Origin of the sequence: Arenibacter antarcticus (assembly GCF_041320605.1) — a bacterium.
In the GTDB taxonomy this organism is placed as follows: Bacteria; Bacteroidota; Bacteroidia; order Flavobacteriales; family Flavobacteriaceae; genus Arenibacter; species Arenibacter antarcticus.
Genome location: NZ_CP166679.1, coordinates 2236246 through 2251890, shown reverse-complemented (window position 1 = coordinate 2251890; position 15645 = coordinate 2236246). Strand labels below are relative to the sequence as shown.

17 protein-coding genes are annotated in these 15645 nt (G+C 39.5%); 10 read left to right on the top strand and 7 right to left on the bottom strand.

The genetic code is table 11. From position 1 onward, the window contains the following. The first annotated feature begins 68 nt into the window (after positions 1–68). The 3 genes from KCTC52924_RS09235 to KCTC52924_RS09225 all read left to right on the top strand — a co-directional run bounded on the left by KCTC52924_RS09235 (position 69) and on the right by KCTC52924_RS09225 (position 1432). Positions 69–260 carry a hypothetical protein gene (locus KCTC52924_RS09235; RefSeq protein ID WP_251806440.1) on the top strand — a complete coding sequence of 64 codons (192 nt, stop codon included), beginning with the start codon at positions 69–71 and terminating at the stop codon, positions 258–260. Positions 261–391: 131 nt separating this feature from the next. After that, positions 392–547, top strand: a complete 156-nt coding sequence (locus KCTC52924_RS09230; RefSeq protein ID WP_251806439.1) for a hypothetical protein — start codon at positions 392–394, stop codon at positions 545–547. A 441-nt stretch (positions 548–988) separates the two neighbouring features. Beyond that, complete coding sequence (locus tag KCTC52924_RS09225; protein WP_251806438.1) at positions 989–1432, top strand: hypothetical protein; 444 nt, start codon at positions 989–991, stop codon at positions 1430–1432. 262 nt (positions 1433–1694) lie between these two features. Here the strand turns inward: KCTC52924_RS09225 and hemL are convergent, their stop codons facing one another. Genes hemL through KCTC52924_RS09205 form a run of 4 tightly spaced genes read right to left on the bottom strand, consistent with a single transcriptional unit; the run spans position 1695 to position 5090 of the window. Further along, positions 1695–2984, bottom strand: a complete 1290-nt coding sequence (hemL, locus tag KCTC52924_RS09220; RefSeq protein WP_251806437.1) for a glutamate-1-semialdehyde 2,1-aminomutase — start codon at positions 2982–2984, stop codon at positions 1695–1697. Beyond that, positions 2981–3847, bottom strand: a complete 867-nt coding sequence (locus KCTC52924_RS09215) for a glucosaminidase domain-containing protein (protein WP_251806436.1) — start codon at positions 3845–3847, stop codon at positions 2981–2983. The genes hemL and KCTC52924_RS09215 overlap by 4 nt, the downstream gene beginning before the upstream one ends. Further along, positions 3844–4770 (bottom strand): 1-aminocyclopropane-1-carboxylate deaminase/D-cysteine desulfhydrase, encoded by a 927-nt coding sequence (locus tag KCTC52924_RS09210; protein WP_285903355.1) that lies wholly within the window; start codon positions 4768–4770, stop codon positions 3844–3846. Before KCTC52924_RS09210 ends, KCTC52924_RS09215 begins: the two co-directional genes overlap by 4 nt. Continuing rightward, the gene (locus KCTC52924_RS09205) at positions 4752–5090 is read right to left on the bottom strand and encodes a hypothetical protein (RefSeq protein WP_251806435.1); all 339 of its coding nucleotides are present in this window, start codon (positions 5088–5090) and stop codon (positions 4752–4754) included. The genes KCTC52924_RS09210 and KCTC52924_RS09205 overlap by 19 nt, the downstream gene beginning before the upstream one ends. 184 nt (positions 5091–5274) lie before the next feature. Here KCTC52924_RS09205 and KCTC52924_RS09200 point away from each other — a divergent pair, with 184 nt between their 5' ends. The 4 genes from KCTC52924_RS09200 (at position 5275) to KCTC52924_RS09185 (ending at position 9311) form a co-directional block, all read left to right on the top strand. Further along, positions 5275–5436 (top strand): DUF5522 domain-containing protein, encoded by a 162-nt coding sequence (locus tag KCTC52924_RS09200; protein WP_251806434.1) that lies wholly within the window; start codon positions 5275–5277, stop codon positions 5434–5436. Positions 5437–5506: 70 nt separating this feature from the next. Continuing rightward, positions 5507–6064, top strand: a complete 558-nt coding sequence (locus KCTC52924_RS09195; RefSeq protein WP_251806433.1) for a DUF4136 domain-containing protein — start codon at positions 5507–5509, stop codon at positions 6062–6064. A 172-nt stretch (positions 6065–6236) separates the two neighbouring features. Further along, on the top strand, positions 6237–7988 hold the full coding sequence (locus tag KCTC52924_RS09190) for an aromatic amino acid hydroxylase (protein ID WP_251806432.1): 1752 nt from the start codon (positions 6237–6239) through the stop codon (positions 7986–7988). A gap of 57 nt (positions 7989–8045) precedes the next feature. Next, complete coding sequence (locus KCTC52924_RS09185; protein WP_251806431.1) at positions 8046–9311, top strand: S9 family peptidase; 1266 nt, start codon at positions 8046–8048, stop codon at positions 9309–9311. Between the two features lie 7 nt (positions 9312–9318). Here the strand turns inward: KCTC52924_RS09185 and KCTC52924_RS09180 are convergent, their stop codons facing one another. The 3 genes from KCTC52924_RS09180 to alaS form a co-directional block, all read right to left on the bottom strand. Further along, positions 9319–9945, bottom strand: coding sequence for a DUF4230 domain-containing protein (locus tag KCTC52924_RS09180; RefSeq protein ID WP_251806430.1), 627 nt, complete (start codon positions 9943–9945; stop codon positions 9319–9321). Positions 9946–9948: 3 nt separating this feature from the next. Continuing rightward, the gene (locus KCTC52924_RS09175) at positions 9949–10896 is read right to left on the bottom strand and encodes a GSCFA domain-containing protein (protein ID WP_251806429.1); all 948 of its coding nucleotides are present in this window, start codon (positions 10894–10896) and stop codon (positions 9949–9951) included. Between the two features lie 94 nt (positions 10897–10990). Continuing rightward, positions 10991–13606 carry an alanine--tRNA ligase gene (gene alaS, locus KCTC52924_RS09170; RefSeq protein WP_251806428.1) on the bottom strand — a complete coding sequence of 872 codons (2616 nt, stop codon included), beginning with the start codon at positions 13604–13606 and terminating at the stop codon, positions 10991–10993. 104 nt (positions 13607–13710) lie between these two features. On the opposite strand from alaS, the gene KCTC52924_RS09165 reads away from it, so the two are divergent. The 3 genes from KCTC52924_RS09165 to KCTC52924_RS09155 are packed head-to-tail and all read left to right on the top strand — an operon-like array spanning position 13711 to position 15643. Continuing rightward, a complete protein-coding gene (locus tag KCTC52924_RS09165) occupies positions 13711–14688 on the top strand; it encodes a M23 family metallopeptidase (RefSeq protein WP_251806427.1) in 978 nt (325 codons plus the stop codon). Then, positions 14688–15017 (top strand): MerR family transcriptional regulator, encoded by a 330-nt coding sequence (locus KCTC52924_RS09160; protein ID WP_251806426.1) that lies wholly within the window; start codon positions 14688–14690, stop codon positions 15015–15017. Before KCTC52924_RS09165 ends, KCTC52924_RS09160 begins: the two co-directional genes overlap by 1 nt. Positions 15018–15043: 26 nt before the next feature. Then, positions 15044–15643, top strand: a complete 600-nt coding sequence (locus tag KCTC52924_RS09155; protein WP_251806425.1) for a LemA family protein — start codon at positions 15044–15046, stop codon at positions 15641–15643. Positions 15644–15645 lie beyond the last annotated feature (2 nt).

The following is a 15645-nucleotide window of genomic DNA, read 5'->3' as shown; positions in this document are numbered from 1 at the left end:
TTTATTGTCACTGTCAAAAATTTGAAATAAATTCCTACATTTGCGGAAAGAAGAAAATCCCCCATTCCATGAACTACAGAATAAAAAGTCTTATGTATTTTATCTGCTTCTTGGCCTCGGTAATATTTTACTACAATATGGATGTAGAAAAAGAACAAAATACTCCTTCCAAATCTGTTGAAACACCAAAGAAGACCAAAGACACACTTAAGCCTGAAGAACACTTAGTTGAATTGCACGAAACTTTGGAGAGGACTTAATTTTCCATCCATTTTATAATCAAAACCACAACTTTCTAAGCTTTACCACAAAAAAGAACACTTTCACAACATTGGATGAAAACGGGTTGAAATTTTGCTTAATATAGAAGTGTAAATTAAACCCCAAATCCATGAACTACAGAATAAAAAGTCTCGTTTACCTTATTGGTTTTATAACATCGGTATTGGTTTACAGCCAACTTCAAGAAGAAACTGACACCGAAAAAGAAGTGCTCACTATAGAGAGCAACAATGTTGATGATGGCATTGCCAACACTGACTATTAAAGGGTATTCCTAAAATTTTTAATTTAAGGGGCTATTAGATTACCTACAAGTCTAAAAGTCCATAAAAACCGTTCTAGTTAGCTAGAACGGTTTTTATGTATTTAACCATTACAGAGTTATAAACTTGCGTAGCCCCTCACAGCCTTTGGGCTAATTATTCCCTTAAATAAATAAATCCTCCCTATTCACCATTTAAATACAGTCCTTCTAATTACCTTACCCCTACTTGGTATCACCAACGTCATCACTCTAAAACAGCACCAAGCAAAACAAGGTAGTTTGGCTCCCAAATTAGAAAATTCATTGCTTAAAGGAATGGTCACAACAAGCTCACTATAAGTCTTTACCCGTGTTAAACTTTAGCGAAATTAGGGATAGGGACTAAACCAAATTTCATTTTGGATGTCCTATAAATAATCATAACCCTTAAAATTACAGATAATGAGAAAATTATTTTTTACCATCGTATTGATGATTGGATTTACTGCTATGGCACAAACGGGTCACCGAAAAGGAATGAAAGACTGGAGTCCAGAGAAGATCGCCTCGCTGCAAACCAAACAAATGACATTGGCCTTAGATTTAACAGATGCCCAACAAACTCAGATTCAGAAAATGAACTTAGAAAATGCCACTTCTCGCATGGAAAGAATCAAAGAAATGAAAGCGAAAAAAGAAAATGGAGAAGGCAAGACCTTCACATCGGAAGAACGCTATGCTTATAAAGCAGCAAGATTAGATCATCAGATTGCACAAAAGGAGCAACTACAAAAAATACTATCCAAGGAACAGCTAGAAAAATGGGAAAACAAAAAAAAGGAACGCATGTCTCATAGAGAGGGAAAGGGCAAAGGTTCCCATAGGGCCAAAACCCATAAGCAATAAGGTTTAAAAACAGGACTGTACGGAAATCTTCCTTCTCTTGGTAGCATTTCCGGTATGCCCTTCGCCAAAGTCACATCGCATATTGTGTCTAGGTTAAACCTAAGCGTTACCACATCTTGCAACCCTCTGGTGAATATTTAAAAAATGAGCATAAAAAAGAGGGAGAATTCTCCCTCTTTTTTATGCTCATTTTTTATGCCCACTTGATGTGCTACTCCATTTCCTCTGTAAATTACCGGAGACGTAGCTAGACTACTAATACTTATTTCAGATCTTCTACAATATTGGATAGTGCTTTAATGGTATTATCCAAATCCTCATAGGAAAGTGCATCGTTTAAAAAGTAGCTTTCAAATGCGCTTGGGGGTAGATAAACACCCTGATTTAACATCCCGTGAAAATACTTCTTAAAGGTATCATTATTTCCTTTGACCGAACTTTCAAAATCTACTACAGGCTCGTCCGTAAAGTGAAATGAAATCATGGAACCAAATCTATTTTTCTGAAAGGGAACATTATGCTCTTGCAATACCTTAGCCATTCCTTTTCCCAAATATTCAGTTTTATCCGCAAGACTCCTAAAAATATCGGGATTATTGTTCAATTCGGTCAACATAGCCAAACCAGCGCTCATCGCCAATGGGTTGCCACTGAGGGTTCCTGCTTGGTACACCGGACCATCAGGAGCCAAATAACTCATTATTTCGTCCTTTGCTGCAAAGGCGCCCACAGGTAGTCCACCGCCTATGACCTTTCCAAAGGTGACAATATCGGCATCTACTCCCAACACTTCCTGTGCCCCGCCCCTTGCCAATCTAAAGCCGGTCATCACCTCATCAAAAATCAATAATATCCCTTCTTGGGTACAGAGTTCACGTAAACCTTTTATAAAGCTTTCTTGTGGGATGATGCATCCCATATTACCGGCTACAGGTTCAATAATAATAGCTGCAATCTCCCCTTTATTAGCAACTACCAAGGATTGTACACTTTCTAAATTATTATACATCGCCAAGAGGGTGTCTTTAGCAGTGCCTTTAGTTACCCCAGGGCTATTGGGACTTCCAAAAGTAACGGCCCCACTGCCGGCTTGAATCAGAAAGGAATCTGAATGTCCGTGGTAACAGCCTGCAAACTTAATAATCTTGTCCTTTCCCGAGAAACCTCTTGCCAACCTAACTGCACTCATACAGGCTTCAGTTCCGCTATTCACAAATCGGATCTTATCTATATTAGGAACCATGGAAACAGCTAATTGCGCCAATTGGGTCTCCACCTCTGTGGGCATCCCAAAAGAAGTCCCTTTTTTTGCTTTCTCAATAACCGCATTGATGACGGGCTCGTAAGCATGACCTAAGATTAAAGGGCCCCATGAAGCAATATAATCTATAAATTTATTGCCATCCTCATCATATAAATAAGCTCCCTTGGCTTCCTTAACAAATATTGGGTCACCACCCACTGCCTTAAATGCTCTTACTGGGGAGTTGACCCCACCTGGAATAAATCGCTGTGCTTCGGCAAACAAAGCACTACTTCTCTTATATATCATTTTATACCTGATTTTTCTGCTTTTACAGTAAGTTTTTGACCTACCGCCAAATTACTGTTCTTCATTTTATTTAATCTCATCAGTTCCGGAACCGTAAGAAAGTATTTTTTGGAAATAGAATACAAGGTATCCCCTTTCTGAACCACATAAGTTTCAAAGTTATACTGTCTGGGTTCTTTTTTCACGATCCTTCCCGTCTTTATTACATCTAGGTCATATTTATGCAAATCATAGCGTTCTATAAAGGATATTAATTTATCGGGATATTTGCGATCTGTAGCATAGCCTGCTTGTTTTAATCCTTTGGCCCAGCCTACATAGTCATCATGCTCCAAATCGAAAAGAAATGCATATCTGGCGCGAGTAGAAAGAAATATACTGTGATCTCTAAAAGAATACATGGGATGATTGTATTTTCTAAAGCACTCCCCCTTTTCATCATCGTCGTGATAATCATAATCGCCATCCCAACCGGTATGGCATTTTATTCCAAAATGATTATTGGTCCTTTGAGCAAGGTCGCCCCTTCCAGCTCCACTCTCCAAGATTCCCTGGGCCAGAGTAATACTGGCCGGAATGCCATAAGCTTTCATTTCAAACTGGGCAATCTCAGCAAAAATTGTTATATACTCATCCACGGAACTGACTGGAAAACTCACAAATTTCCCCGTATCTTCCGGAAGTGGGTACAGCACACTTCCCAGCTGTTCATTTGCCTTTCCGGTCTCTCTTTCGGTATCTTTTTCGGCAGTCTTCTTGCTAGCCCTATCAATAGGTTTCTTAGTATGGGAGACCCGTTTTTTAGATCCACATCCAATCATTAAAAATCCAAAAATTACTACAGTTACAATCCTTTTTATCATACTTCTATCAATGGCAGCTGTCGCTTTTTTAATACTGAATTCATTCCTTCTATCCCTTGTAATCCACCCGTATGGATGGCTAATATTGATGATCCCTTTTTAAAATAATCCTGTTTTACCAGATCTAAAATACCATAAAATAATTTTCCGGTATAAATGGGATCTGTGGGGATGCCGGTTTTTTGCTTAAAGTGATTAATAAATTCTATAAGCGATTGGGACACTTTGGCATAACCTCCAAAGTGATACTCGTTTCTTATTTCCCAATTCTCCCTAGTGACAAAATTACGAATATCTTTTGTTAGAAAATCACCTTTCAAGGAGGCAAAACCCAATACCTTTTGGGCCGGCCCAGAGGAATTGATAATTCCGGCCAAGGTTCCACCCGTACCTACACTGCTGCATACATAATTAAAGTTCCAGTCACTTTCCTTTAATATCTCTTCACAACCTTTGATGGCCAACACATTGGTTCCCCCTTCAGGCACCAAATAGAATGGCCCAATAGTTTCCTTCAATGCCTGTATAGAGGCAGAATTGGCCTTATCCCTATATTCCTCCCTAGAAATAAATCTAAGATCCATCCCATGTTCATTAGCTTGGACTAAGGTGGGGTTGTCTTTCCATTTCCCACTTAACTCCTCACCTCTTATAATACCAATAGTGCGCAGTCCATATTCTTTACCGGCATAGGCAGTAGCGGCAATATGGTTGGAATAAGCCCCACCAAAAGTGACTAAGGTTTGAATACCTTGCTGCTGGGCCTCTATGATGTTGTATTTTAACTTTCGGAATTTATTGCCAGAGATAAAAGGATGATTCAAATCTTCCCTTTTCACTACTAGGGAAACCTGTTTCTCTTTTAATATAGAAAGATTTACTTCTTGATGGATTACCGACACGCCTAACGCTTTTCGGTCCAAAGATATTTAATAAAGCTATACGGACGTCGTTCCTGCAAATAATATAAGTTAGATTCATTCTGATACGCCTCTCGTTCAAAACTAATATTTCGATAGGCGGTGTAAACATCAAAATAAATAAAAAATCGCACCACACCTTCCAACAGGTATAACATATAAAAAGGAAGAACAAGCAATTCCCGTTGTTGTTTTAAATGGATTTTTTCATGATTAATCAGGACAGCATCATTTTTTAAGGCAGGATTCTTCAATATGATGAATGGCCAGAGCGACAGTCCCACATAGTTTTTGATGAAAAAATGTTTAAATACAATGATCATAGAATCCGAAAATAATAATGCTTCTTCCAAAGGTAAAAGTCATCAAACAAAGAACGGACCATAATCGATTTAAAACCTACTAAATAAGATAAACTACAGAAAGAACCAGAGTGATTCCCAATATTATCACCAATGACTACGGTTGAAGTTACATTTTTCAATTTAATCCCATAAATTTACAACAATGAAGAAATTGATACCATTGGAGGAAGGAGATTTTTATCTTTCGGAGGAAGGCTATAAAGTTTTCACGGAACAATATCATCTAAAAAGAGGGTATTGTTGCGAAAGCGGTTGTAGACATTGCCCCTACGGCTACAATAAGAGCACTAACAGAAGAAACTAAAAACCAGGCTGTTCGGCATGATTTTTGCGAATACATCTAAAGGAGTAGTACTAATTCAAATTTTAAAGCTATGAAAAATATTACATTTTTGGTCGTTCCGATTTTCGCATTACTTTTAATAAGTTCCTGCACATCGGTACGTGTATTATCGGATTATGATAGGGAAGCAAATTTCAACAACTTTAAAACCTATGCGTTCTACAAAACAGGGATAGACAAGGCGCAAATTTCCGATTTGGACAAAAAAAGAATCCTTAAGGCCATCGATTCCGAAATGAGTTCTCGTGGTTTCGTAAAAGCCAATGACCCAGACATTCTGCTTAGTATTTTCACCAAGGAAAGACAGCAAGTAGACGTTTACAGCAATTACTGGGGCGGTGGTTATTATGGTTGGGGATGGAATCCCTATTTCTGGGGCGGTCCTTATAATGGCAGCAACGTTAGCACTAGAACGGAAGGCTCTTTGTACATAGATGTAATAGACGCCAAAAATAAAGAACTGGTATGGCAGGGACGCGGCATTGGAACCTTGCACAACATAAAAAATATTGAAAAGAAAGAGGCTCGAATAAAAGAATTTGTTGCTGAAATCTTGCAGGCCTATCCTCCAGGATCTGAAAGCAAATAAGAATATTTGTAATAAGACTGCCCAAAAAGAACCTCTTGCCGTAATTTAGAAGTTACTGGAACACATAAATTTTAGGACCCTCCGAAATTACATAGTGCTTCCCCTCTAAAAAGCAAGGCTTACTTTTTGGGCAGTTGCTTTTTCGTATCTTTCCTAGAGCAAAACAGAAACCATGTCTTACGAAAGCAACTATATATTGGAGAAGCTCCCCGAGCATTTAAGACAGTATATAAAACCTCAAAACTACGAGGAGTATACTGCTATAGATCAAGCTGTATGGCGCTACGTAATGCGAAAAAATGTGGACTACCTAAGCAGGGTAGCCCATAAAAGCTACTTAGACGGACTACAAAAAACAGGCATTTCCATAGACCATATCCCCAATATGTATGGGATGAACCGCATTCTAAAGGAGATTGGTTGGGCCGCAGTAGCGGTGGACGGTTTTATCCCTCCATCTGCCTTTATGGAATTCCAAGCCTATAACATTTTAGTCATCGCTTCAGACATAAGGCAATTGGAGCACATAGAATACACTCCTGCCCCAGATATAATACATGAAGGTGCCGGACATGCTCCTATAATTGCTAATCCTGAATACGCCGAGTATCTTAGAAGATTTGGAGAAATAGGCTGCAAGGCAATTTCCAGTGCTAAGGATTACGAACTCTACGAAGCCGTTAGACACCTCTCCATAATAAAAGAAGCACAAGGCACTCCCCAAGACCGAATCGACAAAGCTGAAAAAAAAGTGGCGGAATTACAGCACAATATGGGGAAACCCAGTGAAATGGCCCTTATAAGAAACTTACATTGGTGGACGGTAGAATACGGATTGATTGGCACCGTGGAAAACCCAAAAATATATGGGGCGGGACTTTTATCCTCAATTGGGGAAAGTGCCTGGTGCATGACCGATGCGGTAAAGAAAATACCCTATTCCATTAATTCCGTACATACCTCTTTTGATATTACCAAACCACAACCACAACTTTTTGTAACTCCAGATTTTGCTTATCTCAATCAAGTATTGGAAGAATTCGCCAACACCATGTCGCTGCGGAAAGGCGGCTTAAGGGGATTGGAAAAATTAATTGAATCCAAGGAACTAGGAACGGTAGAACTAAGCACTGGCCTTCAGATTTCAGGAAAATTCAGTACTGTAATCGCATATGAAGGGAAACCCGTTTATCTTTTCACTGAAGGAAAGACGGCACTCTCTTACAGGGAAAAGGAATTGATAGGACATGGCACCAAACAACACCCCCATGGATTTGGTTCCCCGATTGGAAATTTAACGGGAATAAATATAGCCATTGAGAACATGAGCCCTAGGGACCTAAAGGCATATAATATTTACGAGAGCGAGGTGGTTACCCTAGAATTTGTTGGGGGGATTACCATAAGCGGGAAAATTATAACAGGGACCAGGAATTTGAAAGGCGAAATTATCTTGATCAGCTTGGCAAATTGCACGGTAAAACACTATGATAAAATACTGTTCCAACCAGCGCAAGGACTTTACCATATGGCAGTGGGAGAATCTATTGTTTCTGTCTTCAACGGTCCGGCAGATCTGTCAAGCTTTGATCTAGTTACCCATAAGATTTCCGACACCACTATTAAGGCTACCAAAACCGAGCAGCACACGGAATTGGAACAACTTTACCTTCAAGTAAGGGAGTTTAGGGATGGAAAAAACACCAATACCTCCCGAAACAAGATTTTTCAAGAACTAAAACTGAACCACCCGGAAGATTGGCTATTATCCGTAGAATTGTACGAATTGGCAAAAAACAATGAGGATTGGGAGTTTGCAAAGGAAATAGCGGAACATCTGGAAATTGTAAAACAGAACAAGCCAAAAGTTGGACATTTAATAGATGACGGATTGGAACTGGTAGCTAAAAAATTAGTACTTTAGAGTTTTTATGATCAACAATTATTCACCCTATATAACTGACCATTAATTAGATAACCTATGAAATTACCGGTCCATTTAACACTATTATTATTCCTTTTTTCCATGTCCTTTTCTAAAGCCCAAACCATTTACAATGAAAGTGAAGTTCCCTCTTTTGAGGTACCTGACCCCTTGGTCACCTTTAAGGGAAAAACAATTGGCACTATTGGGGATTGGGAAAATGTGAGAAGGCCAGAATTACATACTTATTTTGAAACCAAGGTCTATGGAAAGATTCCCAAAAATCTTAAGATAGATTCCTATAAGATTTTAGAACAGGAAGACAATGCCCTTAATGGAAAGGCGAACCGGAGGCAGGTTGAACTCACTTTTAAACATAATGATAAAGTACTGAGCTTTACCATTTTGTTATATCTCCCCAAGAAGGTTGAAAATACAGCGGTTTTTTTAGGCTATAACTTTTACGGCAATCATACGATTACCGAAGACGAGTCGGTCTTAATTTCAACCGCTTGGGCCGATAATAATGAAGGTTTTGACATTGTAAACAATACTTTAACAGCAGCATCCCGCGGCAAGCGGACCCATCGCTGGGCCATTGAAAAAATTATAGATGCAGGTTACGGCCTCGCCACCATTTACTACGGGGAAGTTGATCCGGACAAGGACGATTTTTCAGACGGTATCCAAAGCCTCTTATACAGTAAGAACCAAAAACATCCAAAAGCAGATGAATGGGGAAGTATTTCCGCATGGGCTTGGGGCTTGAGCAAGGCAATGGATTATTTTGAAAAGGATCCTGAAATTGATGCGGCAAGGGTCATTGCTTTTGGCCATTCCAGATTAGGTAAAGCAGCCCTGTGGGCAGGAGCCAATGACAAACGGTTTGCAGGTGTTATTTCCAATAATTCAGGATGTGGGGGAGCCGCCCTTTCCAAGCGGAAATTTGGAGAGACTATAGGGGTCATAAACGAAAGGTTTCCACACTGGTTTTGTACGAATTTTAAAGAGTTCAATAATAAGGAAGAGACATTGGCCGTAGACCAACACCAACTTTTGGCCCTGATTGCGCCTAGGCCCTTGTATATCGCCAGTGCGGAAGAAGATAGGTGGGCAGATCCCAAGGGCGAATTTCTTTCTGCCCTTTACGCATCGTCTGTTTATGAATTATACGGTAAAAAAGGTATTAATATCATGGACATGCCAGTTGTAAATTCACCCATCCTAAACACAGTTGCCTATCATATACGCACAGGCAAGCACGATGTTACGGATTACGATTGGGAACAATATATTAAGTGGGCCGACACCTTTCTGCGATAAACAGGGACTAATGCTTTATAAATTGCTCTGCAGACTTTAATTCTTCTAAATTCTGAACGGTATTGTCACCATAAACCAAGGTCCAACCCATCGTATTTGTAAGCACCAAAAACTTTGAAAGCTCACTGACCAATCGGTTTTCTGCATTGGACCTTAAAGTAGAAGCCTCAATCTTTTTCATCAAGGAAGCATTTACATTGCGCTTAATTTTATTGTAGTCTTCCGCATTAAACTGATTAAGAAAATCTGAAGTAACATCATAATACTCAAAATCTGGATTTATCTTAATTTCTGCTTTGGGAATACTCCGGATAAACAAAGTTTTAGCCTCCTTGTCTACCTCATAATTTATTTTGCTTAGATCATAGGCCACAGTTACCTCGGCATTCACCACCACTAAGGCTTTTTTATTTGCGGTTATCAATGGCCCAAACAATTGTTGGGAATCTTTATAATTGTACACCTCCGCAAAATGCCCTTCGGTTACAATTAATTTGGAAACATTCTCTATTTGTTGCTGAATAAGCATCGAATTCTCTTGTAAGATCGATTTCTCCTTTTTGTCTTCCGAACAGGAACGGAAAATTAACACTGCCGCCAAGGCAAGTAGCACCCCAGTAAATATATTTTTCATTCCTTAAAATTTCATAAATGGGTACTCTAGTAAGAGATCCATAATTTTTTGCTGTTGCTTGTCCAGAAACTGTTGATGTTGTTCCGAAGAAGGATTAAACGGTCTATGCTTCATTCCCTTTTGAATTTGGTCCACTTTTTCCATCACCGTATACACGGCTTCTGATATCCAAACATATTTAAATTTTTCCCATATATAATCTATGGCCAACGTATTGGGATGAACCATATCGGCATTGTAAAAACGGTAATCCCGCAGTTCGTCCATCATAATTTCATACGCGGGAAAATAAGTCACATTAAGCGATTTCTCCAATACTTCATGGATGGCAGTACTTAAATTTGCCTTACTACGCTGATTTTCCACAAAACCATCTTTGAGATGTCTTACTGGCGATACTGTGAAAATAAACCGAACATTTTCATTGATAGTTCCTACAAGCTCCATAATATGTCTTAAACTTTCCACGTTGGCTTCTACCGATATCATCTCCTTGGAAAATTCCTTTTGTGGCACCTTATGGCAATTGGCGACGTACCGATCGGTTTCTTTATGACGGTACGCCCAGGCAGTGCCCAATGTAATAAAGATATGGGAAGCGGCACCAATCTCTGCCAAGGTAACACTTAAACCTGTATTTAAATTTTCGAGCAATTGTTCTTTGGTAAGGGCAGAAAGATCGGAATGAGCATCAAAACAATGCCAACGTTCGTTGTGGAAAAAAATATCCCCTTCTGTGTAAAATTGCTTATTAACGCATCTGGCAACCAAACGCTCTATGGCCTTTGGGTGAAACAAAATTCCGAAAGGATTGCTTAAGGCTCGAAACTTAAAATAACTCAATTTATCACCGATATTTTCTGAAAAACAAGAGCCTAACAGAACCACCTTACCCTGATAGTCCATTTGGTCGGCAACCTTATATAACGGTATTTGGGTTTGTAGCTTCATTTTAGTCCGCACTTCATTTAATAAAACATCCTAAACCGTACAGTGAAGCCGCAGGATATGGAACTCCTGCCAGGCCTCAGTTAACAGTTGGGCATTAGGTTAAATACTCCTTTGCCATTTTTAAGGCTTCCGGGATACCTGCAGGATTCTTACCCCCTGCCGTAGCAAAGAAGGGTTGACCTCCGCCACCACCTTGAATGTATTTCCCTAATTCCCTTACTATGGTACCGGCGTTTATCTTTTTTTGCGTTACTACTTCCTTAGAGATGTAACAGGACAAAATAGCCTTCCCCTCTTGTTCCGAGGCGAACAACAAGAACAAATCATCTCTATTGCTCCCCATTTCAAAAGATAGATCTTTAATTCCGGAAGCATCTAGGTCCACTTTTTTCGCAAGGAACTGCACTCCGTTTACTTCGGTTAGTTCGTTTAAGAGATCCCCTTTTAAGTTTTTGGCCTTATCCCTTAACAAGCCTTCAATTTGCTTTTTCAACGAAGAGTTCTCCTCTTGTAAAGCTCCCAAGGCTTTCACTGGATCTGCAGTATGGTTAAGCAGGTCTTTTATCTGGTACATCAACCTGTTGTTTTCGGAATAAAAATCCTTAACAGCATCAGAGGTTATAGCTTCAATTCTTCGTATTCCAGCAGCTACAGCTCCTTCCGATCTAATTTTAAAATGCCAAATATCCCTAGTATTCTTAACATGGGTGCCACCACAAAGTTCAATAGACTGCCCAAAACGGATAGTTCTTACGGTATCCCCATATTTCTCGCCAAAAAGGGCCACTGCGCCTTCTTTGACAGCTACTTCCATAGGAACACCACGCTGCTCCTGCAAGGGCAGGTTACCGTAGATACGTGAATTTACAAAATTCTCGACCTCTCTTATTTGGTCTACGGTGAGTTTGGCAAAATGGGAAAAATCGAATCGCAAATATTTGGAGTGAACCGCAGAACCCTTTTGTTCTACATGGGTTCCTAAAATTTCACGCAATGCTTGATGCAAAAGGTGTGTAGCGGTATGGTTGCAAGCAGTTCTCCAACGTTGTTTTTTATCTACTACAGCCTTAAAACTATCGTCTACCTCCGATGGCAATTCCTTGGTGAAATGTACAATTTCATTGTTTTCCCTTTTGGTGTCTAAAATGTAATACACATTCCCATTGGCCGCTTCCAGATAGCCTTTATCACCTACCTGTCCACCACCTTCTGGGTAAAAAGGAGTTAAATTAAAGACCATTTGATATTGTTCACCTTCCTTCTTGGAGGTAATCTTTCTATATTTCACCAATTTCACATTGGCTTCCATCAGATCATAACCCACAAATTCCTGTTCCAGATCGTTGGACAAGATCACCCAATCATCCTTGGAAACCTCTGAGGCTGACCTAGAGCGGGCCTTCTGTTCCTGCATAGCGACCCCAAATCCCTTTTCATCTAATTCATAGCCCCTTTCACTTAAAATAAGAGCAGTTAAATCTATTGGAAAACCAAAGGTGTCATAAAGCTCAAAGGCTTTTCTACCATCCAATATAGTCCCTTTATTGGCCAAGATCATGGTATCTAACAACACCAAGCCTTGATCCAGAGTTTTTAAGAATGATTGCTCCTCTTCTTTAACCACATTCTCTATCAACTGTTTTTGAACTTTAAGTTCGGGATATGCCGAACCCATATTATCGGAAAGCACCTTTACCAGCCTGTACATAAAGGGTTCCTTCGTATCTAAAAAGGTAAACCCGTACCTAATGGCCCTTCTAAGGATCCTACGGATTACATAACCTGCTCCTGTATTACTTGGCAATTGTCCGTCCGCAATAGAAAAGGCCACTGCCCTAATATGATCGGCAATTACCCTAATGGCAATATTTATATTTTCATCTTTTCCATATTTGGCATTTGCAATGGTCTCTATCTCTCTGATTAGGGGAGTAAATACATCTGTATCATAATTGGATTGTACGTTTTGCATCACCATACAGAGTCGCTCAAAGCCCATCCCAGTATCTACGTGTTTTGCGGGCAATGGTTCCAAGCTCCCATTGGCCTTCCTATTGTATTGCATAAATACAAGGTTCCAAATTTCCACTACTTGCGGATGGTCCATATTTACCAAGGAGGCACCGGACACCTTTTCCTTATCCTCTTTAGATCGTATATCCACATGGATTTCGGAACATGGTCCACATGGGCCTTGATCGCCCATTTCCCAGAAATTATCCTTTTTATTACCGAACAATATTCTATCCTTGGCCACTATATTTTGCCAAAAATTCAATGCTTCGGTATCTTGCTCCAGATTATCTACATCCTTACTACCTTCAAAAACAGTCACGTAAAGGCTATCCTTGTCTATTTTACACACTTCTGTTAAAAACTCCCATGCCCAAGCTATGGACTCTTCTTTAAAGTAGTCCCCAAAGCTCCAGTTCCCCAACATCTCAAACATGGTATGATGGTAAGTGTCTTTCCCTACCTCTTCCAAATCATTGTGCTTTCCGCTTACCCTAAGGCATTTTTGGGAATCGGTCACCCTGGAAAATTTGGGTACGGAATTGCCCAAAAAGAATTCTTTAAACTGGTTCATTCCCGCATTGGTAAACATCAAGGTCGGATCGTCTTTGATGACCATTGGGGCAGAAGGAACAATTTTGTGTGCTCTTTCCTTAAAAAACTCTAAAAACTTGGCTCTAATTTCTTGGGATCTCATGTATAATGGTACACTTTTTATATATTTAACTGATGGTAGAAAACATTTACTAACTTTGCGTGTTATTGATAAATACCAGCACAAAAATAGAATAAATTACATACATGTCTAAGGTAAAATATTATTACGACCCTGACACCCTATCTTATCGCAAGATAGAGCCCAAAAAAGTAAAGCGATATAGAAACATTGCTTTCTTTTTTTTAGGGTCCTTGCTATTTGGTTTTTTGGGCCTGATTTTTCTATTGAACACTAATTTAATCAACACCCCGCATGAGCTCTCCTTACAGCGGGCGGTTAAGAATTACGAGCTTCAGTTTGAAATTCTCAACAGGAAGATGTTACAGATAGAACAAGTACTGGGAAATATAGAGGAAAGAGACAATAATCTTTATAGATTGTATTTTGAGGCCAACCCAATTCCTGAGGAACAAAGAAAGGCAGGATTTGGTGGGGTAAATCGATATAAATCCCTAGAAGGCTTCAATAATTCCGAGATGATCATTGCTTCGACCAAGCGAATGGAAATCATTCAAAAACAGATGGTGATCCAATCAAAATCCTTGGATGAGATCACTAAATTAGCAGGAGAAAAAGAAAAACTTTTAGCCGCAATCCCCGCTATTCAACCCATAAAAAATGAAGATCTCACCAGAATGGCTTCGGGATATGGCTGGCGTACCGACCCATTTACCAAGGCACGAAAAATGCATTGGGGAATGGATTTCACTTCCCCAAAAGGCACCCCAATCTATGCCTCGGGAGATGGCAAAATATTGCGCGCAGACAACAATTCTTCCGGTTATGGAAAGCATATCAGAATAGAACATGGTTATGGGTACATGAGTCTCTACGGCCATTTAAGCCAATACAATGTAAAAAAAGGCCAAAAGGTAGAAAGAGGTGACCTTATTGGTTTTGTGGGCAATACGGGAAGATCCGAGGCACCCCACTTACATTATGAGGTCTGGAAGGACGATCAAAGGATAAACCCTATTAATTTCTACTATGGAAGTTTAACAGCGGAAGAGTTTGAAAATATGCTGAAATACGCTACACAGGAAAACCAATCACTGGATTAATGCATATAGACCTCCCTGAAAAAAGATATTACGGAATTGGCGAAGTTGCCAAAGCCTTTAAGGTGAACGCCTCCCTTATCCGTTTTTGGGAGAAGGAGTTTGATGTGCTTAAACCCAAAAAGAATGCCAAGGGAAATAGAAAATTTACGCCCGAAGATATTAAGAACCTCCAACTGATCTACCATTTGGTTAAGGAACGTGGATTTACCTTGGAGGGAGCAAAAACCCATTTAAAAGAGGACAAACAAAAAACCTTGACTACCTTTGATGTTATCCAAAAATTGGAAAGAGTAAAGGCTGAATTGATCAAAATAAAAAATCAACTATAAACACAAACAATTAAAATACACCACTTATGAAAAAATGGTTAATCCCTGTTATTGTCATTGTAATTATTGTTTTTGGATTTTACCGATATGGTGTAGGCTTCAACAATACCGCCATATCCTTGAATGAAAATGTAGGTGAAGCTTGGGGTAATGTACAAACATCCTACCAGCGTCGTAACGATTTGATTGGAAATCTTGTGAAAACCGTACAAGGCGCCGCCGATTATGAGCGCAACACCCTACGTGAGGTTATTGAGGCACGCTCCAAAGCTACTCAGACTACTATAGACCCCTCCAACATTACTGCGGATCAATTACAAGAATTTAATAAAGCTCAAGGAGGGTTAAGCAGCGCACTGTCTAGACTTTTAGTAACTGTAGAACGTTATCCAGATTTAAAAGCCAATGAAAACTTTTTAAAACTGCAAGATGAATTAACAAGCACCGAAAACACTATACAAACAGCAAGAACACGTTTTAATGAGGCTATAAAACCCTACAACAACCACGTAAAAATATTTCCAAACTCTATATTAGCGGGTTGGTTCGGTTTTGATGACAAACCATATTTTGATTCTGAACCTGGGGCCGAAAATCCTGTGGACGTTGAATTTGATTTTAATTAGAA

What these genes read in the sequence shown, in the direction of transcription:
- KCTC52924_RS09180 (WP_251806430.1), bottom strand. Translation starts at nt 9,945, where the DNA reads ATGAAAAATATATTTACTGGGGTGCTACTTGCCTTGGCGGCAGTGTTA.
- KCTC52924_RS09165 (WP_251806427.1), top strand. Translation starts at nt 13,711, where the DNA reads ATGTCTAAGGTAAAATATTATTACGACCCTGACACCCTATCTTATCGC.
- KCTC52924_RS09175 (WP_251806429.1), bottom strand. Translation starts at nt 10,896, where the DNA reads ATGAAGCTACAAACCCAAATACCGTTATATAAGGTTGCCGACCAAATG.
- hemL (WP_251806437.1), bottom strand. Translation starts at nt 2,984, where the DNA reads ATGATATATAAGAGAAGTAGTGCTTTGTTTGCCGAAGCACAGCGATTT.
- KCTC52924_RS09195 (WP_251806433.1), top strand. Translation starts at nt 5,507, where the DNA reads ATGAAAAATATTACATTTTTGGTCGTTCCGATTTTCGCATTACTTTTA.
- KCTC52924_RS09225 (WP_251806438.1), top strand. Translation starts at nt 989, where the DNA reads ATGAGAAAATTATTTTTTACCATCGTATTGATGATTGGATTTACTGCT.
- KCTC52924_RS09190 (WP_251806432.1), top strand. Translation starts at nt 6,237, where the DNA reads ATGTCTTACGAAAGCAACTATATATTGGAGAAGCTCCCCGAGCATTTA.
- KCTC52924_RS09235 (WP_251806440.1), top strand. Translation starts at nt 69, where the DNA reads ATGAACTACAGAATAAAAAGTCTTATGTATTTTATCTGCTTCTTGGCC.
- KCTC52924_RS09185 (WP_251806431.1), top strand. Translation starts at nt 8,046, where the DNA reads ATGAAATTACCGGTCCATTTAACACTATTATTATTCCTTTTTTCCATG.
- KCTC52924_RS09155 (WP_251806425.1), top strand. Translation starts at nt 15,044, where the DNA reads ATGAAAAAATGGTTAATCCCTGTTATTGTCATTGTAATTATTGTTTTT.
- KCTC52924_RS09205 (WP_251806435.1), bottom strand. Translation starts at nt 5,090, where the DNA reads ATGATCATTGTATTTAAACATTTTTTCATCAAAAACTATGTGGGACTG.
- KCTC52924_RS09200 (WP_251806434.1), top strand. Translation starts at nt 5,275, where the DNA reads ATGAAGAAATTGATACCATTGGAGGAAGGAGATTTTTATCTTTCGGAG.
- KCTC52924_RS09215 (WP_251806436.1), bottom strand. Translation starts at nt 3,847, where the DNA reads ATGATAAAAAGGATTGTAACTGTAGTAATTTTTGGATTTTTAATGATT.
- KCTC52924_RS09230 (WP_251806439.1), top strand. Translation starts at nt 392, where the DNA reads ATGAACTACAGAATAAAAAGTCTCGTTTACCTTATTGGTTTTATAACA.
- KCTC52924_RS09160 (WP_251806426.1), top strand. Translation starts at nt 14,688, where the DNA reads ATGCATATAGACCTCCCTGAAAAAAGATATTACGGAATTGGCGAAGTT.
- alaS (WP_251806428.1), bottom strand. Translation starts at nt 13,606, where the DNA reads ATGAGATCCCAAGAAATTAGAGCCAAGTTTTTAGAGTTTTTTAAGGAA.